Below are 23,539 nucleotides of genomic sequence, written 5' to 3'. Positions count from 1 at the left end.
TCTCCTTCCTATTCTTGAAAGTTAGGATATTGCTTTGGAATTTCTTCTTTATTAAGGACACGCAGCGTCCCCTCATTCAATGCTTCAAGCTCATTTTCACCAGGATACACGAGGACATCTGCAATCCAATGTACACGTTTTGATATCTCTTCAACGAACGCTTTGCCGTATGCAAGTCCACCCGTGAGCGCAATCGCATCCACTTTACCTTCCATCACAGCACTCATGCTTCCAATTTCTTTGGCAATTTGGTAAGCCATGGCATCAAAGACAACTTTCGCTTTTCTGTCTCCATTAGAAACCATCTCTTCGACTTCACGGGCATCGTTTGTATCCAAGTACGCCATAAGTCCCCCTTGACCGACCAACTTCTTCATCACTTCATCGCGATAATATTGGCCGGAGAAGCATAGGGAAACAAGGTCACCAGCAGGAACGGTCCCTGCCCGTTCAGGGGAGAAAGGTCCATCCCCGTGTAAACCATTGTTGACATCAATCACTCGGCCTCCAACATGGGCACCTACCGTGATTCCTCCCCCCATGTGAGTAACGATCAGGCGTGCATCCTTATAGGACAGATCAAGATCAGCTGCCGCTCTTCTCGCGACAGCTTTCTGATTCAAGGCATGAAAGATACTTTTTCTTGGAATCTCAGGGACACCAGAAACTCTGGCCAATTCATGGAGTTCATCCACCACCACAGGGTCGACGATATAGGCTCCAATGTTCAAGCCTTGAGCAATTTCATTGGCAATGATTCCACCAAGGTTTGACGCATGTTCTCCATTGTATCCATTTTTTAAGTCTTCAAGCATCGCCTCATTGACCTCATACGTCCCACCTTCAATAGGACGCAGCAAGCCGCCTCTTCCGCAGACAGCACTCAACTTGCTGATGTTTATGCCTTCACGGTCAAGCTCGTCGAGAATGACCTGTTTACGGAATTCATATTGATCAATGATGCGCTTGTATGAATTGATTTCATCCGCCGTGTGACGGATGGTTTTTTCAAAAACGACTTCCTGATCATCAAAGACTCCGATCTTCGTAGATGTGGAACCTGGGTTGATGACCAGAATACGATGTGTTTGCAATTCCTAAACCCCCGTTAACCGTTCTGTCTTCTGCTTAAGATGTGTTGACCATTTTGAAGGAACTGACTGCGGGATCTGCGCATACGCTCGATGCGTTCTTCCGCCATGCGGTCTGCAGCTGCATATGTTGGAATGTTATCACGGCGTGAAATTTCAAATACGCGGGATACGTTGTCATAAATCGTTTCTACCCGCTTCATCGCACGATCTTTATTATATCCGTGAAGCTCATCTGCTACGTTGATGACGCCCCCTGCGTTGATTACGTAATCCGGAGTATAGACGATGCCTTTTTCATGCAGGATATCGCCATGCTTGGTTTCCTTCAGCTGGTTATTTGCTGCACCAGCAATGACTTTCGCTTTTAGTTGAGGAATCGTTTCATCATTGATTGTCGCACCAAGAGCACAAGGTGCATAAATGTCACAATCCACGCTGTAAATATCGTCAGGATCAACCGCTTTTGCTCCAAATTCTTCTACAGCACGCTGAACGGCTTCCTTGTTGATATCTGTAACAATTAAGTGGGCTCCTTCTTCATGAAGATGACGACAAAGGGTAAAGGCTACATTTCCGACACCTTGGACAGCTACCGTTTTCCCTTCTAAGGAATCCGTACCGAACCCTTCTTTTGCAGCAGCTTTCATTCCACGGTACACACCGTAAGCAGTTACTGGTGACGGGTTTCCGGAAGATCCGAAGGCTGGAGAAATCCCTGTCACATAATCCGTTTCCTCATGAATCAGATCCATATCCTGAACGGTTGTTCCTACATCTTCTGCTGTGATGTAGCGGCCATTCAGCCCTTGGATATAACGGCCGAACGCACGGAACATCTCTTCATTTTTCTCTGTTTTAGGGTCTCCGATGATGACCGTTTTCCCTCCACCGAGATTGAGTCCGGCAGCAGCATTCTTGTATGTCATCCCTTTCGCCAAACGAAGGGCATCTTCCACTGCATCATCTTCAGAAGCATATGTCCACATACGAGTGCCTCCGAGAGCAGGCCCAAGTGTTGTATCGTGGATGGCGATGATTGCTTTTAGACCTGATTGTTCATCTTGACAAAATAACAATTGCTCATAATCATACTCTTGCATATAGCTGAAAATTTTCATTGTAATTCCTCCTATTGTTGACTGGCTTGTAAAGCTAAAGCCAGTGAATAAATTTTACTTTGAGCATCATCCGCTCGAGACGTCAATACGATCGGAGCTTTAGCCCCACTGATGACGCCCGCCACTTTTCCTTTGGCGAAATATATGAATGATTTGTACAAGGCATTGGCCACTTCAATGGATGGAACGACGAGGATATCCGCCTGCCCCGCTACTTCTGATACGATTCCTTTTTGTTCTGCTGCTTTTGGATCGACCGCATTGTCAAAAGCAAGAGGACCATCAACGATACAGTTCTTCAGTTGCCCACGCCTGTTCATTTGGGTAAGCATCGCAGCATCTTGAGTGGCTGTCATAGAAGGATTCACTACTTCTACTGCTGCTAGTGGAGCTACCTTGGGGTTCTCCCAACCTGCCCGTGTAGCTACTTCCACGGCATTGTTGATGATTTGGGCTTTTTCCTCCAGACTTGGCGCGATATTCATTGCTGCGTCTGTGAGGTAGATCAGTTTATCTCTGTCTGGAATTTCAAACAACGCGACGTGAGACAGTACCGAGCCTTTCCTGAGTCCGTACTCTTTATCCAGAACGGCTTTTAACAGTGATTTTGTATCGATATGACCTTTCATGACAACATGAGCTTCGCCGGAGTGAACAGCTTTCACAGCGGCTTTTGCACTATCCTTCTCACTTGCATGAATCACTTCAATACCTTCCTGTGATAAATCCAAATCAACAGCTTTTGACTTATTTTCAATCTCAGATTGATCTCCTACAAGAAAGAACTCCGCCAGATTGGAGGCCCGGGCCATTTTAACTGCTTTCAATACTTCATGATCTGCTGCTTGAGCAACAGCGACCGTTTTCGGTGAGCGACGGTCAATTTGATCGACTAGTTCATCTAACTTTTTCATGCGTCACCTCTTCCCCTCTTCTATACATGCAATATTCATGCCAACTCCTATGAACACCAAAACAGGTTCACCTGGAGGTTTTCGCCTCTGCAAAAATCTGCACTATGAAAAATTTTGCATGCTTTTTTTGTCCAGTTGATATTTTTCTAATTTATAATATAAATTCCGAATGGAAATCCCTAAAGCTTTGGCTGTTTTCGTTTTATTAAAATCATGAGACCGATAAGCATCAGCAAGCAGACTCTTTTCATATTCATCTACAGCTTCTTGCAAGGTCTCTCCCAGCCATGGCGCATTTTCGGTAGGTCCACCTGATTCCGTTGTTGCCTTTTTCAGCCGAGGAAGATGTTCCACCTTGATCGTGTCTTCCATATTCTCCATATAAATCATTGCCCGGCCGATAATATTCTCTAACTCTCTTACATTTCCCGGCCAATCGTAGTCTTTCAATATCCTAAATGCCTCCTCATCGACTGAAGTTACATGCCTTCCATAGTCTTCATTCAGCTTTTGGATCAAATGGTCCGTCAAAAGCTGAACATCTCCGATTCTTTCACGAAGGGGAGGAATGTAAATCGGAAGCCGGTTCAGACGATAATAAAGATCTTCGCGGAAATTCTTGTTCATAATCGCTTTTTCCAAATTCACATTCGTTGCAGCAATGACACGGACATCCACATGGACAGGCTTGGTACCACCGACCCGGATGATTTCATTCTCTTGCAGCACCCGCAGCAATTTTGCCTGCATCGGCAGAGTCAATTCACCAATTTCATCAAGAAAAATACTTCCATGGTTCGCTTCTTCGAACAGCCCTTTTTTACCGCCTCGTTTTGCCCCTGAGAAGGCACCATCTTCGTAACCGAACAATTCACTTTCGAGTAAGGATTCTGCTATGGCCGCACAATTGACACGGATAAACTTATTATGGCGCCGCTTGCTCTCGTTATGAATCGCATGGGCGAAAAGTTCTTTTCCCGTTCCCGACTCCCCTCTCAACAAGACGGAAGCTGGCGTTCGCGCACCGACTTTCGCTTGTTCAAGAGCCAAGGTCATTTCCTGAGAGTCTCCGATAATATCATCAAACGTGTACTTTGCTTCCAAACTGCGTATGATTTGTCGCGCTCTTTTGAGTTCACTCGTCAACGCTTGAATTTCCGAAACGTCGTGAAGAACCCCCACACTCCCTTTAAGCTTTCCATCGACGATCACAGGGGCGACATTGACGAGAACGTCCTTTTTCGAAGGTCCAACCTTCATACGCACGCCCCGGACAGGCCTTCTTGTACGAAGGACTTTCATGTGCATACTTTCTCCTTCAGATATATCGACCGTTGCCGGCTTTCCTACGATTTCCCCTTCAGAAAGCCCTGTAATCCTCGTGTATGCAGGGTTAATCATTAAACCGCTTCCATTTTCGTCGACAACCGAAATCGCCTCATCCGAAGAATGAATGATGGCCTCAAGCATCGTTTTTACTTCTTTAAGGTCTGTGATTTCTTCAGCGAGATTGACCACTTCCGTAATATCTTTGAAGACAGCAAACGCACCGATCACCCTTTGATTCTGCCCGATCATCGGAATTCTTGTAGTCACGACTTTCTTCCCGTTTCCTAAGGCAAGCTTCTGATTCACCTCTTCTTCACGGGAGGCCAGGACTTGAGGAAGCCTCGAATCCGGAATGATTTCATTGATGGGTTCTCCAATCATAGATGAACGTCCCATACCGACAATGCGCTCCGCGCTTCGGTTGATAAATGAAACCTTTCCTTCCTCATCTATAACAATCATTCCATCATGAATGCTGTTCAAAATCAGGTGTTGATTTTCCGTCTGCTGCTTCAATTTTTGCACGAGTGTTTCCTTTTCATCTAGTAATTCTGCGGTCACATAAGCGACCGAACCTGGAATGACAACCGTTGAGCGTTTTCTGGTTTCACGAATTTCATTGAACACATGTTCATCCCCTGTGGCTTCGATCACGATATCAATCTCTCTATGTATCCAATCCTGCCACTGGCGGTCTGTGGAAATTCCGTAACTCTCAGCAAGCGCTATTCCCGGTGCATTTGGGTCGATGTCTGTTACTGCAACCACTAACATACGATCCATTTTCTTCAACAATTTCAACAGGGCGGTTCCACCTTTCCCCGCTCCGACAATCAACACACGTTTCATTTCACCACACCCTGCAACTTTTTGCGTAACTTTATCGTACCCTAATCTGCACGTTTTAGCAAGTACGTCTATAGTTCCAACCTGCCCTGCCATTTGATATACTTATTCATGGATTGAATTAAAGGAGTTATGAGTATGCGATTAATTGCCTTACTTTTATTAGTCACCCCCGGTTTGATCGCCGTTTATGGGATAAAATTGATTCGGGATGCCCTTTTTGGTGAGTTTCACTCGATCTTCTTTCACATCGCCATCCAGGGACTTGTTGGAATTCTCTTTGTTGCGGGCGGAATGGCCTTCATTGGAGGTTTTATCCTGCACAGAGACAGAAAGCGCAACTTGACCAAAGGGCGGTTCAAACAAAAGGATTAGGACATAGTGAAAATAACAACCGTGATGAAGGAGTTTTGCTCTGTGACAGAGTTTGAAATGTTTAGAAAGCAATACCCTTTCGATTTGCTTTCTGAGGAAGAGTTTGAAGAAGTGTTTGGGAAAGCCATGGTCAGAGAATTCTCAAAGAACGAATTCATCATCCATGAAGACCAGGAAGATGATACGATCGATATCCACTTCATGGTCTCCGGACTTGCTAAGAATATCATGCACCGGTCGAACGGCCGCCAATTATCAGTAAGATTTTATTACCCGGGAGATCTGGTAGGGGTAATGATCCTCCTCACAAGTGGGGAAATGCGATTTTCTGTTCAGGCATTAGAACCAATCAAAACCATCTGCTTTGAACGTGAATCTTTCTTGAAAGTGATGTCAAACAACAATCACTTTTCGAAAGTTGTGATGGATGGCATCAGCCACTTAATGAAAAGTTTATACGATGAAGTAAAATATAAAAGCTCTACGACAGATGAACAGGATGATCGCGAACTGTACAAGAAGCGTGCAGACGCTTATATGGAGCCCCCTACTTTTATACATCCAGAAGCCTCCATCGAGAAAGCTGCCCGCATGCTACAGCAGCAGAAGATTGAAGCACTGATTGTAAGTGATGACCAGCAGTCCATGCTTGGTATGATTGGATACGGTGAAATATTGAAGGCTTACTTTGAGAACGATCACAAGAATCCTGTCAAAGCTTATATGTCTGAAGAAGCTTATGAAATCAATGAGCAGGAATTCATTTATGATGCTTTGAGTTATTTGAAGCACCATCCTACAGAAATCATTCCTGTTCTTCATAAGGACAAGGTCGTTGGGATTTTAAGGCAGTCCTCGTTTTTCACTATAAAAAATTCCGTGTACTTCGACCTGACCTATAAGATTTCAAACGCTACGACGATCGAAGAAATCAAACCGCTGTCCCCGATTCATAATGAACGGTTCCAAAAATTCGTTGCGAGCTTGATTAAAGATCACATGTTCGCTTATGACATAGCGGAGTTGATGACGAACTATAACGATCGAATTCACAAACAAGTCGTACAGATTGCAGAAGATGAAATGATCAGGGAAGGTCATGGAGCTCCTCCGGTCAATTACTGTTTCCTTGTTATGGGCAGTGAAGGACGGAAGGAACAGGCTTTCTCCACAGATCAGGATAACGCCATTATTCTTGCTGACTATGACAAAAGTAAGCATAAAGCGAAAATCGAAAGATACTTCGAAATTTTCACCATTAAAATCAATGATATGTTGAATGAATGCGGCTTTCCTTACTGTACTGGTGGTATTATGGCAAGGGAACCGAAATGGCGTCAGCAGATGAGCGATTGGCAAGGAAGTATCGACCAGTGGATCAACAAAATGGACGCAGAAGAAATCCGGGATTTTACCATCTTCATGGATTTCCGTCCAATTACCGGCGATTATTCTCTTGCTTATGATTTAAAGAAATATGTAACGAAACGCGTTCAGAAATCCTTAAACCTTCATCAATTGCTTATGAAAGATACGCTTCGTTTCCGGGTCCCTGTTCAACCATTCGGAAGAATTTCAGGAATTGGCAAAAAGCGAACGCTGAACTTGAAAAAATCAGCGATTATGCAGATCGTCAATGCCATCCGTATTTACAGTATGAAATATGGCATTGAAGAGATTAATACCGTAAACAGGCTTGAAGCTCTAGCTGAACAGGAACGTTTCCACCCGCGTGATGTGGAAAATGCGAAAACAGCCCTGCACCGTCTTATGTTGTTTCGTTTGAAAGCTAATCTTCAACAGTTGGACGATGAAGAACCATTAAGCAATGATTTAAAACTCGGACCTATGAAAAAAGAAGAACGTCGATCACTCAGAGAAGCACTCATTATCGCCAAACGCCTGCAACAGGTGCTGGAATTGAGCTATAACCGAAATCGGGTGGTATGATGCTTCCAGTTGACTTACAAATTTTAAAGTATCTGCTTTTTGAGAAACCCATGTACTATTTCAAGATTAAACCTTACTTGAAATGGCACACATACAGTCAATTAGAAAAGCAGCTAACCATTTTTAATAAAAAGGAAAGTTTTCAACAGAAACCACTAAAGGACTTGGACTTTACTATCTTTGACCTTGAGACAACCGGATTTTTACCAGAGATCGGACATGAAATTATATCCATAGGGGCAATTAGGCTTCAAGGACTGCATGCCTGCCGAATGGAAAAGTTCCATCAAGTGATCCGACCGATTCGTCCTGTCAACAAACAAACACTGCGTTTGACAGGCCTATCCCGGGAGCGTCTCAACAATGCCAGTCCTTTCATTGAAGGTTTCCAAAACTTCATGGAATTCAGCGAAGGATCTGTTCTTGTAGCCCACCCCGCTAAATTTGATATGCGGTTCTTAAAGGCCATGTTAAAAAGATGGAAACTTCCCGATTACCAACCACACGTGATCGACTCCCAACTTATGGCCCAGTGGCTTCTCCCGAACGTAAAACATCAGCTTGATCCTTTGCTGAAGTACGTAGGTATTGAGAAAAGGGAACGACACCACGCATTGAATGATGCTATTATGACGGCAGAATTATTTCGGTATCTGCTTTCGGAAACGATTGATTATGACGTTCACACATTGGAACATTTGAATAAAGTTTTAGCTCAACAGAAAAAAACGAAGCAGTGAAAAACACTGCTTCGTTTTTTATCTTTTACACATAAGCTCCTGATTGTGGAAGGCTCTGGTTTGAGATGTTTCCGGGGTTCCTTGCCTAGTTGAGCGTCAGGGGTGGCTGGGAAGCAACTCACCTAACTCCTTTGTTTCGCAGCTTCCCAACATATCCTTTAAATGACTTCCTTCAGCATGGATAGTGAAGAGGCCTATTCAAAAAACGTGCGATATAGAGATTGGACGGCTTTGCCTAAACCTGAGGACTTGACACCGAACATCATCGATACTTCAGATGACCCTTGGTTAATCATCTCAATATTGACCTCTGCCTCACGGAAAGCTGCTGCTGCACGGCTGGCGATACCAATCGTTTGATTCATACCTTCCCCTACAATCATAATCATAGCCATCTCTCTTTCAATCAAGACGGTATCTACTTCCAGCTCTTCCTTAATCCGCTTTATAACCTTTTCCTCTTTTTCAGGTGGAAGGTGATGTTCACGAATGACAACGGACATGTCATCGATTCCAGAAGGAGCATGTTCGAAAGATACTTCTTCATCTTCTAATATTTGAAGTAACCTGCGACCAAACCCGATCTCCCGGTTCATTAAGTATTTACTCACATATAAATTCAAAAATCCGTCATCGCTTGCAATACCTACGACATGACTTTCCCTTTCAGGGAGATCCGCTACTATCATTGTCCCAGGTGCCGCAGGGTTATTGGTATTTTTAATGCATACAGGAATTTTTTCTTTAAACGCCGGGATAAGCGCTTCGTCATGAAATACGGAAAAGCCAGCATAGGAAAGCTCCCGCATCTCTCGATAAGTTAAAGAGGTCAACTGTTTTGGCTGATCAACGAACATGGGATTCACACAATAAACGGAATCGACATCCGTAAAGTTTTCATACAAGTCTGCTTTTAAACCAGCTGCTACAATCGACCCGGTAATATCAGATCCACCGCGGGAAAACGTCACCAATTCACCTTCAGGCGTATAGCCAAAAAATCCTGGAATAACGAGAATTTCATTACGATGCCTCAAGCTATATAATTTTTCAAAACTCTCTTCTAGAACCAACGCTCCACCAGGTTGATCTCGCACGAGAATTCCTGCTTCTTTCGGATTTACATAGGAAGCATCAGACCCGGTCTTTTGCAGATAAGCACTTACAATATGAGCAGAACCGTCCTCTCCACAAGCTTTCAAGGCATCAAGTGCATGCTCAGATCCATCTTTCACCAGTACAATCGCTTCATCAATTTTATCCTTTACTTGTTCTGCCACATGGAATGAGAGATCAAGCTCCTCGGTCATCGATTGAAAGCGATCGATGATTTTTTTATAAACGGTCTCATCCATTTGGTTCATTTGTATGGATGTACCTAAAGCAATAAGGAGATCCGTCACTTTTTCGTCTTCACTATGACGTTTCCCTGGAGCTGACACGACCACTACGCGTCGATCTTCATCTAAATCCATGATATTTTTCACCTTTTTAATTTGTCCGGCATCTGCTAGAGAACTGCCTCCGAATTTTACAACCTTCATTTATACAACACCCCATTAAAGAACGAAAGTAATTAATAATTAAGAATTGTATCACAAAAAAGGGGGGCAATTGAATAAAAAATTAGAAAAAAACAAACGAACTGCGAAAATTGACGGAAACATGGGAATTTTTACATTTATTCTATAAATTTGTTACATCTTTTGGTATTTTTAGATATGATGGATGATAAGAGGAAGGGTGGTTCTATGGTTTTAAAAAGGGATGGATTTGGTGGATTCAGGTATTATCCCGAAGATAGTGAATTAACCATACTATGTACATACGAGGATCAAGGACACACCTTTGTCATCATTCAATACTTGGACCTCCCTTTCAGTTACCGGATGATTAACAGAGATGGATTATTTTTATTAGAGGAAGAGCTTTTTGATTTCTTACGCAACCAAGTCGACGATATTGATGCAGGTTTATATGAAGATGTACACCTAGCCAAAGAAATCACTGAACTGATGACAACACAAAAATAAAAGCACGAAAGATGTTTGTACATCTCTCGTGCTTTTTAATTAACTCGCTTTATGCTCTAAACGCAAGCGATCCGCTACCATGGCGATAAATTCACTGTTTGTCGGTTTCGCTTTTGTATTGGAGATCGTATAACCGAAAAGAGAAGAAATGGCATCGATGTTTCCTCGATTCCAGGCTACTTCAATCGCATGCCGGATGGCACGCTCCACGCGGGATGCCGTCGTGTTATATTTCGTAGCAATATCCGGGTAAAGGACTTTTGTAATTGAGCCTAGAAGTTCAAGATCATGGTAAACCATCGTAATGGCTTCCCTTAAATACTGATAACCTTTAATGTGTGCAGGTACTCCCACTTCGTGGATAATGTGAGTGATGCTTGTATCAAGGTCAGGTTTCTTCGATTTGGTGGAGGTGTAACTATTACCCAATGCACGGTTGATCGGGTCGCCTGCATGTTTAATCTGACGAACTTGCTCTCCAAGATGGTCAAGGTCGAATGGTTTCATCATAAAGTAAGCTGCTCCAAGTTCCACCGCTTTCTTTGTGACTTCTTCTTGACCGAACGCCGTCAACATGATGACTTCTGGATGCTTGTCCATGTCTTTTAACTTGTTCAACACAGCAAGACCATCTAAATGCGGCATAATGATATCCAAAATTAATACATCCGGTTTCTTCTCCTCAACCATTTGAAGACAATCTTTCCCATTATAGGACGTACCTACGACATCAATATCCGACGCATCATCAAAATATTCCTCAAGTAGCTTTACAAGCTCACGGTTATCATCAGCAAGACAGACTCGAATCTTTTCCATTTATTTTTCCTCCTTACAAAATAGTCCTTCTTTTTTCCGTAATACACATATTCGACATCCAGGAATTTAACCCTCTTTTATTATAACAAAAAAATTTCAATATTTGAGATTATCTTGAAAATGCTTTAAAATACTCATGAATTCGTACATATTCGACAACCTCATTTACTTTTTGTCGAAATTTGTCGATTGAGTATATTAAATAACATAAAAAAGAAGAGCCCTTAGGAAGGCTCTTCTAACTTGCTTTCTGTTTATTGATATTATCTTCGTATATTTCTATTCCGGCTTCTTGTAGCATCCATTCAATGTGTACACCATAGCCGCTTGTCGGGTCATTGACGAACACATGAGTGACTGCACCAATAATTTTTCCATTTTGAATGATCGGACTTCCGCTCATTCCCTGAACAATACCTCCTGTTTTATCAAGAAGTTCAGGGTCGGTAATTTTAACGATCATCCCTTTTGTAACCGCCGATTTTTTCGGCATGTTACTGACGATTTCCACGTCAAAGGTCTGCATTTCCTCACCATCTAACACAGTCATAATTTGCGCAGGTCCTTCTTCGACTTCTTCTGCAAATCCAACAGGGACACCTTTAGGATACGTATCATTCTTCATATCCCCGTCTAATTCTCCGAAAATGCCGAATGGCGTGTTTTTTGTAATCGTTCCTAAGCGATCATCGCGTAACGAAAACTTCGCTTTTTTCTCTCCAGGAATTCCCTGGCTCCCTTTTTCAATAGAGGTTACGTGGGAACGAACAATCGTTCCTTCATGGATTTCAATCGGTTTCTTCGTATCCATATCAGAAATCACATGACCAAGTGCTCCATATTTTTTCGTCTCTGGATCATAAAACGTCATTGTCCCGATACCCGCAGCTGAATCACGGATGTATAGACCAATTTGATATTCCTTCTCCTGGGCGTTAAAGGCAGGGGTTAAAGAGGTGGAGATCATCTCTTTCCCTCGCTTGATTTTAAGTTCAATGGGTTTTTCCGCTTCGCCGGACTCTTTGACGATGGTTGACAGTTTTTCCATACTATTGAGTTCTTGGCCGTTCCCTTCAAGGAGAATGTCACCAATGAGGACATTCGCTTCCTCTCCTGGTGATTTCTTCGTCTCCCTTTCTCCATTGACTAAATGGTGACCGACGACAAGTACTCCTTTTGTATGCAATTCAACTCCGACAGACTGACCGCCAGGAATCAAACGTATGTCACGCATTTGAGTTACATCTGTTTTCTTAAGCGGAACTCCAGCGAACTCATAAAAGACTTGATGGTCATCCGTAGATGAAAAAGCAGTTAACGCTTCTGTCTCTTTTGATTCAGAAAAAGATCCCGAATCATTGGATGCACTGATTTTTACATCGGTAGGGATGGACAGATAATCATGAACAGGGGCTATCAAAGGTAAAATGAGCATGAACAGCAGGAGAACGGAACCACATATATATTTAAATGTCTGTTGATCTTTCACGGGTTCACACTCCTTATCACTCCAGTACCAACTAAATGGCTTACTTATAATGTGGTCTTCCACAGGCATTTTTAAACGAGCATAATCACAGTAATTATAGTACCCTTTCCCTTGTGTAGAAACATTCTCCAACGTATATGTAAAGATTGGAATATAGAATCAAATTTTGCAGAGAATACAGGATAGATAAAAAAAAGCGTATGGACTGAAAATCCATACGCTTATCCTTTGTTCTTTCATCGTTTCTTATGTTTATCTGCCATGAGTAGCAGTTCACGCGCATGTTCAACCGTTGTTTCTGTAAGTTCTGCGCCTGTGATCATTCTGGAAATTTCATCGGCTTTCTCATCATATGTCAATTCTTTTGCTGCTGTATGAGTGCGATCATTATCCACTCTTTTTTCAATTCTTACGTGAGTATCGGCCATAGCAGCTACTTGCGGAAGGTGTGAAATACACAAGACTTGTGACCCTTCTGATATTCCGTAGATTTTTTCAGCAATCGCTTGAGCTACTCGACCGCTTACACCCGTATCTACCTCGTCGAAAATCACACTCGTAACGCCTTGGTGTCGTGAAAAGATGCGCTTCAAAGCAAGCATAATACGCGACATTTCTCCACCTGATGCAACTTTATGTAATTCTTTTAAAGGTTCTCCTGGATTTGTGGTAATTAGAAATTTAACGATGTCAATTCCATTCGGCAGCAATTGTACGGGATGACCGTCAAGTTCAGGATCTGATTCCCGGCCTTCTTTCAAGTTGATGTCGACGGCAAAAGAGGCTTTTTCTAAATACAAATCCCTTAACTCTTCATGGATATATTCAGATAAGGTCGATGCTGATCTCGTCCTAATGTCATGAAGAGCTTTCGCCTCCATTACAGCATCCTGACCCAGCTCATGAATTTCATTATCCATTTTACTTAAATGAGAATCCTTATTTTTAATCTCGTCAATCTCTTCCTCAATCTTCGAAGCGTATTGAAGCATATCATCGACCGTTGCCCCATACTTCTTCTTCAGACGATTCAGCTCATTTAACCGTGATTCAATCTGATTTAAACGTTCTGGATCAAATTCGAGGGCTGCCATTTGATTGCTCAACTGGAAGGTCAGTTCTTCAATAATATAGTAAGAGTTCGACATTTCTTCTGAAAGTTTGGCCAACTCTTCATCTACATCTGCCGTACTTTCCAGTGATGTCATAGCATGACTCAGCCAGTCCAGACCTTTTTGTTCGCCATATAACGAATAATAGGCATCATGGATTCCTTGGTATATTTTTTCATAATTCATTAGCTTTTTACGCTCTTCTGAAAGCTCCTCATCCTCAAGCGGCTGCATTTCAGCCTCTTGCAGTTCGCGGAGCTGAAACTCAAGCAAATCCAACCGTTGAGCCATTTCCTGCTCATTTTCGCTCAGTTCCTTGTAGCGTTTTTTCAGTACACGGTATTTATCATATACCCGTTGATATTCATCCAAGGAAGACTTCATTTCTTCACCTGAAAAAATGTCCAAGAGTTCAATATGACGTTCCGGGTCCATGAGTGATTGTGTTTCATGCTGGCTATGGATATCGATTAAAGAATGACCGAATTCTTTCATAATTCCAAGTGTGACCAGTTTCCCGTTCACCCGGCAAATGCTCTTCCCTTGATGCGTAATGGTCCTTTGCAGAACGACCATTCCATCATCATCAATATCAACGCCAAATTCTTCTCCCACTTTATGAATGGGATGGTTACTTCCAACGGTAAACAACCCTTCAATTTCGGCTTTTTTTGTTCCATGACGCACGAACTCGACGGACCCTCGTCCACCAGATAGCAGTTGAATGGCATCGATGATGATCGATTTACCCGCACCTGTTTCCCCTGTGAGTACGGTGAGACCTTCTTTGAACGTAATTGAAATTCGATCAATGATTGCAAAATCTCGAATAGACAATTCTGTTAGCATGAAACTTTCACCTCAGTTATAACATATTGAGCAGCTGCTCACTTATCGTTTCTGTTTGTTCTGCACTGCGGCAGATAATCAGACATGTATCATCTCCACAAATCGTGCCCATAATTTCATCCCATTCCAAATTATCAACGAGTGCCCCTACTGCATTCGCGTTTCCTGGAAGAGTTTTTAATATGATGAAATGACCAGCCCGATCGATGCTTACAAACGCATCCATCATTAAACGTTTTAACTTTTCAAAAGGATTAAAGCGTTGATCTGCCGGCAGACTGTACTTATAACGCCCATCCATCATAGGTACCTTGACAAGGTGCAATTCTTTGATATCCCTTGAAACGGTAGCTTGAGTAACATTATAGCCCATACCCTTTAATCGATCGACTAACTCATCCTGCGTTTCAATGTCGTCATTCGTAATCAATTCCCTGATTTTGATATGACGTTGTCCTTTGTTCATGACCATCCTCCGTTTCCAGTCCTTCCATAAGAAAAGGGCTTTTCATAAGCCCTTTTATGTTCATTATGCGTTTTTACGGTGCGCTTCATGCGCTTCTTCAACGACCGCCCCGATATTGATTTCTTCAGAAATTCCACCCTGTCCTACCTCATTCAAGCGCAAATGGACAAGAAATTCGATATTCCCGTCTCCGCCTGTGATCGGAGAAAAAGTGAGTCCATGTACAGAATAGCTGTGTTGAGTTGCAAAATCAAGAATATTTTCAATCACCTGTCTATGTATGGACGGGTCTTTGACAATACCTTTTTTTCCTACCTGTTCACGACCAGCTTCAAATTGAGGTTTAATCAATGCAACGACGTCACCTTTTTTGTCCAAAAGCGTGGCTAGTACCGGAAGAATGATTCTTAATGAAATAAAGGAAACATCAATGGAAGCAAACTGTGGCTGGCCTTCCTTCAAATCTTCTTTTGTCACGTATCTGAAATTCGTTCTCTCCATGACAACGACCTGATCATGATTACGAAGGCCCCAGTCCAACTGGTTATAGCCGACATCGATGGCATAGCTCAGCTTCACTCCATTTTGTAAACCGCAATCTGTGAAACCTCCGGTTGAAGAACCGATATCAATCATCACTTTATCCTTCACTGAAAGGTCAAAAACCTTTAAGGCCTTTTCTAATTTCAACCCGCCCCTGCTTACATAAGGAATCGCTTTGCCTTTGACAGTAAGCTCTATGTCTTCCTCTATTTTTTGACCGGGCTTATCCAGGCGGACTTGATTGTGAAAAACAAGTCCTGCCATTATGGTTCTCTTCGCCTTTTCCCGTGTTTCCACGTACCCTTTTTCTACTAATAAAACGTCTAGCCTTACTTTTCTTCCCATATACTTAAGCCCTTTGCTGTTTATTCGGTATCATTTGTTTCAAATTTTGTACCATGTGATCCGTGGTTAACCCAATTTCTTCCCAAAGCTTTTGAACACTGCCATGTTCAATGAAGCGATCCGGTACACCCATACGCTTGACCCATTGCGAGGAGTATTCATTTTCCTCTGCAAACTCTAAAACGCTTGAACCGAATCCACCTTGCAGGACGCCTTCTTCTACAGTAAGGATCGGCATCCCCGCTTTCATGATGTCATGAAGCATGGCATCATCTAAAGGTTTGATGAAACGAGCATTCACCACTTTTACTGATCGGCCATCCTTTTCCATCTTTTCACTAGCTTCAAGAGCCATATCAATAGTTGTACCGAAAGTCAGGATGACGGCATCCGTTCCTTCTTTTAACACTTCCCAGCTTCCAATCGGTATGATTTCAGGCTGTTCATCTGTTTGTACACCTTTTGCATTGCCTCTTGGATAACGAATAGCAAAAGGACCATCATCGTAGTGTGTAGCTGTATGCACAAGGTGCTGCGCCTCATTTTCATCCTTAGGCATGGATATCACAAAGTTCGGAACAGAACGCAGGAAGGCAATATCGAATACTCCCTGGTGGGTTTCGCCATCAGCCCCTACCAATCCAGCGCGATCGATACCAAAGATAACGTTTAATTTCTGCCTTGCTACATCATGGACGACCTGGTCATACCCTCTTTGTAAAAAGGTGGAATAGATAGCTAAAAATGGTTTCATACCCTGTGTTGCAAGACCGGCAGACATTGTCGTTGCATGCTGTTCAGCTATGCCCACATCAAAGAGACGACCTGGAAACTCTTCACCAAATTTCTCCAATTTAGATCCAAGAATCATTGCTGGTGTTACGGCAACAATCCGATCATCTTTCCTTGCTTCTTTGCTCAAAGCATCACTGATAACCGAACTCCACGCAGGTGGAGCATCCACGGGTTTGATTTTTTCACCCGACTCAATTTTATATGGTCCCACACCATGCCATTTGTCTTTTACGTCGGTCTCTGCAGGGTGATAACCTTTTCCTTTTTGTGTCATCACATGGACGATGACAGGACCATCCGTCTTTTTGGCATAATTCAGGTTTTCGATAAGGTCATTAAAATCATGCCCATCGACTGGACCATAATACGTAAAACCAAGTTCTTCAAAGAACATACCGGGGACAACAAAATATTTCATGCTGTCCTTTAGTCTTTCAGCAGCCTGCGCAATCTTTCCGCCAACCGCAGGGATTTTTTTCAATACCCACTCAAGGTCGTCTTTTACGCGGTGGTATTTCCCGGCACTTCTCATCCTGCCGAGCGCACCGTGAAGAGCCCCTACATTTTTAGCGATCGACATTTCGTTGTCATTAAGGATAACGGTTACATTCTTCTTCTCGTGTCCGATGTGGTTCAAGGCTTCTAAAGCCATACCACCTGTAAGAGCTCCATCACCTATGATTGGTAAAATCGAATGCTTTTCATTATTCAGGTCCCTTGCGATGGCCATTCCCATCGCTGCAGATAAAGATGTGGAACTGTGTCCTGTCTCCCAGACATCATGTTCACTTTCGTCACGTTTCGGGAAGCCGCACAGCCCTTTATATTGTCGGAGTGTTTCGAATTGCCCACCACGACCCGTCAATATTTTATGGATATAAGATTGATGACCGACATCCCAAAGAAAGCGGTCTTCCGGACTTTTATAAACTTTATGAAGAGCGAGAGTAAGCTCAACGACCCCCAGATTCGCCCCCAGGTGGCCTCCTGTCGTAGCCAGGTTTTCAATGAGAAACTGTCTCGTTTCATCCGCCAGTTGTTCTAGTTGGTTTGTATTCATATCCTTCAGAATTGAAGGGTCTTTAATTTTACACAGATCCATTGAAGGACCCCCTTGTATTTATCTTGATTTTTTAGTGGATGACGGTGCACTTGTTACTATTCTTACTTTCAGTCGCTTTTCTAACCATGAAATGACTTTTGCAGCGAAGAAAATGATATCCGTGGACTTATTGATGGCAAAAAATTTACCAAGGGCTTTTCCACCGACGGTAAGTGCAGCTACAATACTTGTCAGGATCACTGATATTACAATCTGAACCGTTGATCCGTCGCTATAGCCGAAGTTGTTGGCCAGTTGGATGACCACAACTGCAGACGCCGTACCACTAACTATACCAGATATATCCCCTATAACGTCATTACAGAAACTTGCGAATCGATCAGCGTTTCTGACAATGGCAATCGCTTCTTTTGCTCCGTTCACCTTTTCAGACGCCATCGCATGGAAAGGCTGCTCCTGAGCAGCAGTGGCTGCGATACCCAGCATGTCAAATACGACACCTGTAAAGACGATAATGAATACAAGGACGAGGCCGATGATCCATACGACTCCACTTAAAACGGAAGAAGATATAACTGAAAAAATAGCCGCTAACACGAATGTGATAACGGCGATACTCAGACTGAATTTTAAAGATTTTTTTAATTTGTTATCCATATATACCCTCTATATCACTAAATTGATGTGTCCTATGTAAGGAAAGGAATGGTCATGATTCAAGTAAAAATTGCGGCTTAGGTCTAGTAGGTTTTCCCAGACGAGTACCGAATGTCACCATTCTGGCGGTTCCCCTTTAAACTCGACTCAGCCCCGTCTCCGGCAGCTGGACTAGATTGCCACTTAGTCCGCACTATAATTCCTAAATCATGTCCATAGAACAGTCTAGGGGATTTCCCCGACAGCCTTTAGCCGTTCCTTAGCCTCTTTTGCAGTTCTGATTTCATATAGTTTCTGCATCAGCACCTCAGTGGCCATCTGAAGCTGCTTGATGTTCACTGACTATAATCCCCTCAAGAACCACTCAAGGCAGGCTACGCTGCGCATATAGATGTTACTCCATATGCTGCAGGTTCATACCCCATTTCATAACGGTACCTGGCTCAGGTACCATTACAATAATGGGCCTCCGCGGAAGCAGGGTCAACGCCCACATGCCTTTGTGGATCGCCCTGCGACCTTAACTCCCAGCATCGACCCAAGGCTGGGCGCCTCAAGCCAACACAAGGAACTTCATCGATGTGCCCTTCGGCGGATTTTTAGGCCCGCCTTCAGGAACGGAGGGCCGACTAGAATACTGCACCATTCCTTTTGTAATGATAATATATCACATTTTTTCACGTGGCTCAATCGAAATCATTTACCTCAATGATCACGGGTACTCAAGTAGTGAATAAGTTCAGAAAGAGTGGTTCCCTCAACACCTGCATTTTTAAGAGCCTGTTGAGCCTTTTGAACGTATTTGTCTTTTTGCGCTATGGCTCCATCTAATCCTAGAAGCTTGGGGTAAGTACTTTTATGGTTGCCTTCATCACTTCCAGCTGGCTTACCGATAACCTCAGAGTCTCCTGTGACGTCCAGGATGTCATCTTGAATTTGAAATAAAAGCCCAAGTGCTTCAGCCATCTCAGTCATTTCTTCGAGAACTTCTTCTGAGGCTCCGCCTAAATACGCTCCAGCAAGGATAGAGAATCTCAGCAATTGCCCGGTTTTATTCCTGTGTATGTTTTCAAGAGCCTCTAAGGAGATTTCAGCACCTTCACTCAGCATGTCCTGCATCTGCCCTTCGACCATGCCTCTCGCACCGCTGGCTTTGGTCAATTCACGGACTAAATAGACGCGTTCAGAATCACTCAATCCCTCATCTTCAGAAATAACCTGGGAACTCAGAGTCAATAATGCATCTCCTGCAAGGATTGCGGTTGCTTCATCAAAACGCTTGTGATTCGTTGGTTTTCCGCGTCTTAAATCATCATCGTCCATCGCAGGGAGATCATCATGGATTAAGGAATAAGTATGGACCATTTCGAGAGCTGAGGCGACTCCCATCACTCTCTCTTCAGGAACTCGAAAAGCTTGAGCAGTAGCCATTAATAGAATGGGGCGCAACCTTTTTCCTCCAGCATGAATGGAATATAACATGGAATTCTGGAGTCGTCCTGAAATCGTATAGTCGCGGACAAGCATTTCAAGCTGCTGATTGATTCGTTGTCTTTTTTCTGTAAGATATTCAGCTAGATGCACTGCTCAGTCTTCCTCCTGGACAGAGAACGGTTCCAACTCTCCGTGTTCATTCATGATTTGCTGCATTTGAGTCTCCACATTCCCTAGTTTTTCACTGCAAAGCTTGGAAAGTTTCATGCCTTCCTGGTAATACTGGATCGCTTTTTCCAAGGGAACTTCTCCTGTTTCCAATTTCTCAACAATTTCTTCGAGCTGCTTCATCGCTTCCTCAAAGCTGAGGGTTTCCTGCTTATCTGTCATTTTCATCCTCCTTTACATCCGTTACGTGACAATCAACGATTCCGTCTTGCATTTTCAAGGAGAGGGATTGGCCTTTAGTGATCTCAGAAGTACTCTTTATAACGTCTCCTTCAGAATCAAAGGGTACAGCAAAGCCTCGCTTCATAATGTCTAAAGGGTTGACTAAGGTCAGTTTATCGACATTTGTATAGAAGCGTTCTTTTTTTTGCTGAAGAAGAGCTTGAAACCGCTTCTGCAGCTGGTTCGTCTGGCGCTCTAGAGACTCCGCGCCTTCCCTGATTTTCAACTCCGGCCCCTGCTGTCGTAACCTTCGAGCCATGTTGCCCCAATTCACTAGACTCTTTTGATGAACGTGCTTCATTTGAATCGCCATACGTTCCATGACCCGATCCAAGTCCTGCTCTTTTTGCTTCATCATCTGTTCAGGGTACTTGAAAGCATATGATTTTTTTAAACGCTCCAATTGCTGCTTGGCCTCTATCTTCTTCACTTCCATCGCCCTATGAAGGCGGTGATCCAAGGCTTTCACCTGTTCACGCAACTCCACAATGGATGGGACAGCAATTTCAGCAGCTCCCGTTGGGGTCGCTGCTCTTACATCTGCGACAAAATCACTGATGGTGGTGTCCGTTTCATGACCCACGGCCGAGATGACGGGAATTTCGGATTCTGCAATCGCTCTTGCAACCACCTCTTCGTTAAATCCCCATAAATCTTCAATAGAACCGCCGCCCCTGCCAACAATTAACACATCCATATCCATTTTTTCGTTCGCGTACCGGATGGCATTGACGACAGAAGAAGCTGCCCGCTCCCCCTGGACAAGAACAGGCAGGACAGTTACTGGCACAATAGGGTAACGCCTTTTTATCGTTGTCAATATATCTCTTACAGCTGCCCCGGTAGGAGAAGTGATGACACCGATATGTTTGGGGTATGTAGGAAGAGGCTTTTTACGTTCAAAAGAAAATAAGCCCTCTTTTTCCAATTTTTCCTTCAACTGTTCAAAAGCATAGTAAAGAGCTCCAATTCCATCTGGTTGCATCTCTTTAATATACAGCTGATATTGACCCATCGGTTCATAAACATTGATTTCCCCTTTAACGAGGACGTTCATTCCATTCTCAGGGACAAACTTCAGGGAACGATTATTCCCGGCAAACATGACGGACTGGATTCTGGCCTGATCATCTTTCAAGGAGAGGTACATATGTCCTCGGCTGTGGTGCTTGAAGTTCGAAATCTCCCCTCTCAACCAAACCGTTTTCAAATGCGGATCCCCTGAAAGTTTACGCTTGATGTATTTCGTTAACGCCGTAACACTCAAGTACTGATCCTGCATACCCATCCTCCTTACTGATTGTGAATTCGCTTAGCAGCTTTAATCGTATTGTGGAGGAGCATAGTAATTGTCATTGGACCTACACCTTTAGGGACTGGAGTGATATGGGAAGCTACCTCTTTTGCTGACTCAAAGTCGACATCTCCTGTCAGCTTGCCATCCACACGGTTGACTCCAACATCGATCACCACTGCACCTTCTTTAATATCTTCACCTGAGATTAAGGAAGGTTTACCTACGGCAACAATAAGAATATCTGCCTGCTTCGTATGAGACTGCAGATGTTTTGTACGGGAGTGGCAATGGGTAACTGTCGCATTTTCATTGAGCAGTAACTGACCTACAGGCTTTCCTACAAGGTTACTACGTCCGATGATCACCACATGCTTCCCTTCAAGCGTAATCTCTGCACGTTTAAGCATGACGAGTATTCCATAAGGTGTACATGGGAAAAAGGTGTCCTGGCCGGTCATCATCTTTCCGACATTTGCGGGGTGAAAACCATCCACATCCTTATCTGGATGAATAGCTTCAATGATTTTTTGATCAGAAATATGGTCAGGCACAGGTAATTGAACTAGGATCCCATGAACAGTAGAATCCTGGTTCAATTTTTCAATCAAATCCAGCAGTTCCTGTTCTGAAGTTTCTACAGGTAATTCAATGAGATCAGAATCCATACCGATTTTTTCAGAAGCACGCTGCTTTCCTTTTACATAAGACATCGAAGCAGGATCTCACCCAATATGACGACGACCAACTTCGGACGAATATCTTTTGTATGAAGTGCACTCACTTCTTCTTTCATTTCTTGACGTAGATCTTCTGCCAGTTGTTTTCCATAGATCACTTCTGCTGACATGTCCCATTTCCCCCTTATTTGTTTATACCATTTTTGATAATACGCCGTTTACAAACTTTCCTGAATCATCTTCTCCGAAAATTTTCGCAAGCTCAATCGCCTCATTAATGGCTACTTGCGCAGGTACGTCTTCTTTGTATTTCATTTCATAGGCAGCCATTCGCAGGACGGTCTTCTCAACTTTGGCTAACCGTGGAAACGTCCAATGGTCGAGATTGTCAGAAATCCATTGATCCAACTCTTCTCGGTTATTCATGACTCCATGTACGAGGTCATACAAAAACTCGTCCACTTCCTGGCCTTCGACTACATGAGCAATAGCCTCATCGGTTTCAATATCACTCGTAATCGTTTGAAAAAGCGCCTGGAAAGCTTTTTCACGTGCTGTGCGTCGTTTCATCTTCATTCTCCTTTAAGGTAATATCCGTTAGAATAATAACATTTTAGCTTGATAAAAGCCATTGTAATCAGGTGATCGCAAAATTTGCCTTTTTTCAAACGAAAGGGTCAAGAGTAAAACAAAAAAATCAGAAAGGGAGCGGGCCCCTTTCTGATTAATCTCACAATTCTTCTGCTTCTACTTCTTCCTCTTTCCCTGTTTCCATTTGTACGCCGACAACGTGGACATTGATCTCATTAATATCAAGTGCTGTCATGTTTTTAAGCGCTTGCCTTGTGTTGTCCTGAATTTTTTGTGCCGTGTCAGGAATGGAAATCCCATAATCCATGACTACATAGGCATCTATTAAAATGCCATTCTCAGTGAGCTCCACCTTCACGCCTTTTCCGTGGTTCTTCTTACCAAGGCGTTCAGCTACGCCAGAGGCGAAATTGCCTCTCATCGAAGCAACTCCAGCCACTTCAGAAACAGCGATTCCAGCGATCACTTCAATGACTTCAGGAGCAATCTCGATGTTGCCTAATGTCGATCCATCTGTCACATTCAACAATTGCTTATCACTCACAATGACCAC

21 protein-coding genes and 1 pseudogene are annotated in these 23,539 nt (G+C 43.3%); 4 read left to right on the top strand and 18 right to left on the bottom strand.

What is annotated here, in order from left to right; genetic code table 11:
• Positions 1-8 precede the first annotated feature (8 nt).
• The 4 genes from buk to ACQ4XT_RS12525 all read right to left on the bottom strand — a co-directional run bounded on the left by buk (position 9) and on the right by ACQ4XT_RS12525 (position 5,304).
• Positions 9-1,094 (bottom strand): butyrate kinase, encoded by a 1,086-nt coding sequence (gene buk / locus ACQ4XT_RS12540; protein ID WP_446853944.1) that lies wholly within the window; start codon positions 1,092-1,094, stop codon positions 9-11.
• A 14-nt stretch (positions 1,095-1,108) separates the two neighbouring features.
• A complete protein-coding gene (gene bcd / locus ACQ4XT_RS12535) occupies positions 1,109-2,212 on the bottom strand; it encodes a branched-chain amino acid dehydrogenase (protein WP_446853943.1) in 1,104 nt (367 codons plus the stop codon).
• 11 nt (positions 2,213-2,223) lie between these two features.
• Positions 2,224-3,126 carry a phosphate butyryltransferase gene (yqiS, locus tag ACQ4XT_RS12530; RefSeq protein WP_446853942.1) on the bottom strand — a complete coding sequence of 301 codons (903 nt, stop codon included), beginning with the start codon at positions 3,124-3,126 and terminating at the stop codon, positions 2,224-2,226.
• A gap of 102 nt (positions 3,127-3,228) precedes the next feature.
• A complete protein-coding gene (locus ACQ4XT_RS12525) occupies positions 3,229-5,304 on the bottom strand; it encodes a sigma-54 interaction domain-containing protein (RefSeq protein WP_446853941.1) in 2,076 nt (691 codons plus the stop codon).
• Positions 5,305-5,439: 135 nt separating this feature from the next.
• On the opposite strand from ACQ4XT_RS12525, the gene ACQ4XT_RS12520 reads away from it, so the two are divergent.
• From ACQ4XT_RS12520 to ACQ4XT_RS12510, 3 genes are all read left to right on the top strand, one after another.
• Positions 5,440-5,676, top strand: coding sequence for a DUF2627 domain-containing protein (locus ACQ4XT_RS12520; RefSeq protein ID WP_220585195.1), 237 nt, complete (start codon positions 5,440-5,442; stop codon positions 5,674-5,676).
• A 42-nt stretch (positions 5,677-5,718) separates the two neighbouring features.
• On the top strand, positions 5,719-7,626 hold the full coding sequence (locus tag ACQ4XT_RS12515; protein ID WP_446853940.1) for a DUF294 nucleotidyltransferase-like domain-containing protein: 1,908 nt from the start codon (positions 5,719-5,721) through the stop codon (positions 7,624-7,626).
• A 77-nt stretch (positions 7,627-7,703) separates the two neighbouring features.
• Positions 7,704-8,366, top strand: coding sequence for a 3'-5' exonuclease (locus ACQ4XT_RS12510; protein WP_446853939.1), 663 nt, complete (start codon positions 7,704-7,706; stop codon positions 8,364-8,366).
• A 194-nt stretch (positions 8,367-8,560) separates the two neighbouring features.
• On the opposite strand, the gene ACQ4XT_RS12505 is transcribed toward ACQ4XT_RS12510, so the two are convergent.
• Positions 8,561-9,910, bottom strand: a complete 1,350-nt coding sequence (locus ACQ4XT_RS12505; RefSeq protein ID WP_446853938.1) for an aspartate kinase — start codon at positions 9,908-9,910, stop codon at positions 8,561-8,563.
• A gap of 207 nt (positions 9,911-10,117) precedes the next feature.
• On the opposite strand from ACQ4XT_RS12505, the gene ACQ4XT_RS12500 reads away from it, so the two are divergent.
• A complete protein-coding gene (locus ACQ4XT_RS12500; RefSeq protein WP_446853937.1) occupies positions 10,118-10,399 on the top strand; it encodes a hypothetical protein in 282 nt (93 codons plus the stop codon).
• Between the two features lie 39 nt (positions 10,400-10,438).
• Here the strand turns inward: ACQ4XT_RS12500 and spo0A are convergent, their stop codons facing one another.
• From spo0A to ACQ4XT_RS12435, 13 genes and pseudogenes are all read right to left on the bottom strand, one after another.
• On the bottom strand, positions 10,439-11,218 hold the full coding sequence (gene spo0A / locus ACQ4XT_RS12495) for a sporulation transcription factor Spo0A (protein ID WP_160914906.1): 780 nt from the start codon (positions 11,216-11,218) through the stop codon (positions 10,439-10,441).
• Positions 11,219-11,456: 238 nt separating this feature from the next.
• Entirely contained in the window at positions 11,457-12,707 is a 1,251-nt protein-coding gene (gene spoIVB, locus ACQ4XT_RS12490; protein ID WP_446853936.1) for a SpoIVB peptidase, read from the bottom strand.
• A gap of 236 nt (positions 12,708-12,943) precedes the next feature.
• Positions 12,944-14,668, bottom strand: coding sequence for a DNA repair protein RecN (gene recN / locus ACQ4XT_RS12485; protein ID WP_446853935.1), 1,725 nt, complete (start codon positions 14,666-14,668; stop codon positions 12,944-12,946).
• A gap of 16 nt (positions 14,669-14,684) precedes the next feature.
• Positions 14,685-15,134, bottom strand: coding sequence for a transcriptional regulator AhrC/ArgR (ahrC, locus tag ACQ4XT_RS12480; protein ID WP_089651776.1), 450 nt, complete (start codon positions 15,132-15,134; stop codon positions 14,685-14,687).
• 63 nt (positions 15,135-15,197) lie between these two features.
• On the bottom strand, positions 15,198-16,022 hold the full coding sequence (locus tag ACQ4XT_RS12475; RefSeq protein ID WP_446853934.1) for a TlyA family RNA methyltransferase: 825 nt from the start codon (positions 16,020-16,022) through the stop codon (positions 15,198-15,200).
• Positions 16,023-16,026: 4 nt separating this feature from the next.
• Positions 16,027-17,919, bottom strand: a complete 1,893-nt coding sequence (gene dxs / locus ACQ4XT_RS12470) for a 1-deoxy-D-xylulose-5-phosphate synthase (protein WP_446853933.1) — start codon at positions 17,917-17,919, stop codon at positions 16,027-16,029.
• Positions 17,920-17,937: 18 nt separating this feature from the next.
• Positions 17,938-18,537: a hypothetical protein gene (locus ACQ4XT_RS12465; RefSeq protein WP_089651773.1), complete on the bottom strand. Its 600-nt coding sequence runs from the start codon at positions 18,535-18,537 to the stop codon at positions 17,938-17,940.
• A 705-nt stretch (positions 18,538-19,242) separates the two neighbouring features.
• Positions 19,243-20,121 (bottom strand): polyprenyl synthetase family protein, encoded by an 879-nt coding sequence (locus ACQ4XT_RS12460; RefSeq protein ID WP_446853932.1) that lies wholly within the window; start codon positions 20,119-20,121, stop codon positions 19,243-19,245.
• Positions 20,122-20,124: 3 nt separating this feature from the next.
• On the bottom strand, positions 20,125-20,361 hold the full coding sequence (locus ACQ4XT_RS12455) for an exodeoxyribonuclease VII small subunit (protein WP_446853931.1): 237 nt from the start codon (positions 20,359-20,361) through the stop codon (positions 20,125-20,127).
• Positions 20,351-21,703, bottom strand: a complete 1,353-nt coding sequence (xseA, locus tag ACQ4XT_RS12450) for an exodeoxyribonuclease VII large subunit (RefSeq protein ID WP_446853930.1) — start codon at positions 21,701-21,703, stop codon at positions 20,351-20,353. Before xseA ends, ACQ4XT_RS12455 begins: the two co-directional genes overlap by 11 nt.
• An 11-nt stretch (positions 21,704-21,714) precedes the next feature.
• Positions 21,715-22,565, bottom strand: a pseudogene (gene folD / locus ACQ4XT_RS12445) (bifunctional methylenetetrahydrofolate dehydrogenase/methenyltetrahydrofolate cyclohydrolase FolD).
• Positions 22,566-22,587: 22 nt separating this feature from the next.
• Positions 22,588-22,965, bottom strand: a complete 378-nt coding sequence (gene nusB / locus ACQ4XT_RS12440) for a transcription antitermination factor NusB (RefSeq protein ID WP_226590828.1) — start codon at positions 22,963-22,965, stop codon at positions 22,588-22,590.
• A 160-nt stretch (positions 22,966-23,125) separates the two neighbouring features.
• Positions 23,126-23,530, bottom strand: a complete 405-nt coding sequence (locus tag ACQ4XT_RS12435) for an Asp23/Gls24 family envelope stress response protein (RefSeq protein WP_446853929.1) — start codon at positions 23,528-23,530, stop codon at positions 23,126-23,128.
• Positions 23,531-23,539: the final 9 nt, after the last annotated feature.

The organism is Halobacillus sp. 12SKB, assembly GCF_052941655.1.
This window is presented reverse-complemented; position numbering and strand designations above follow the sequence as displayed.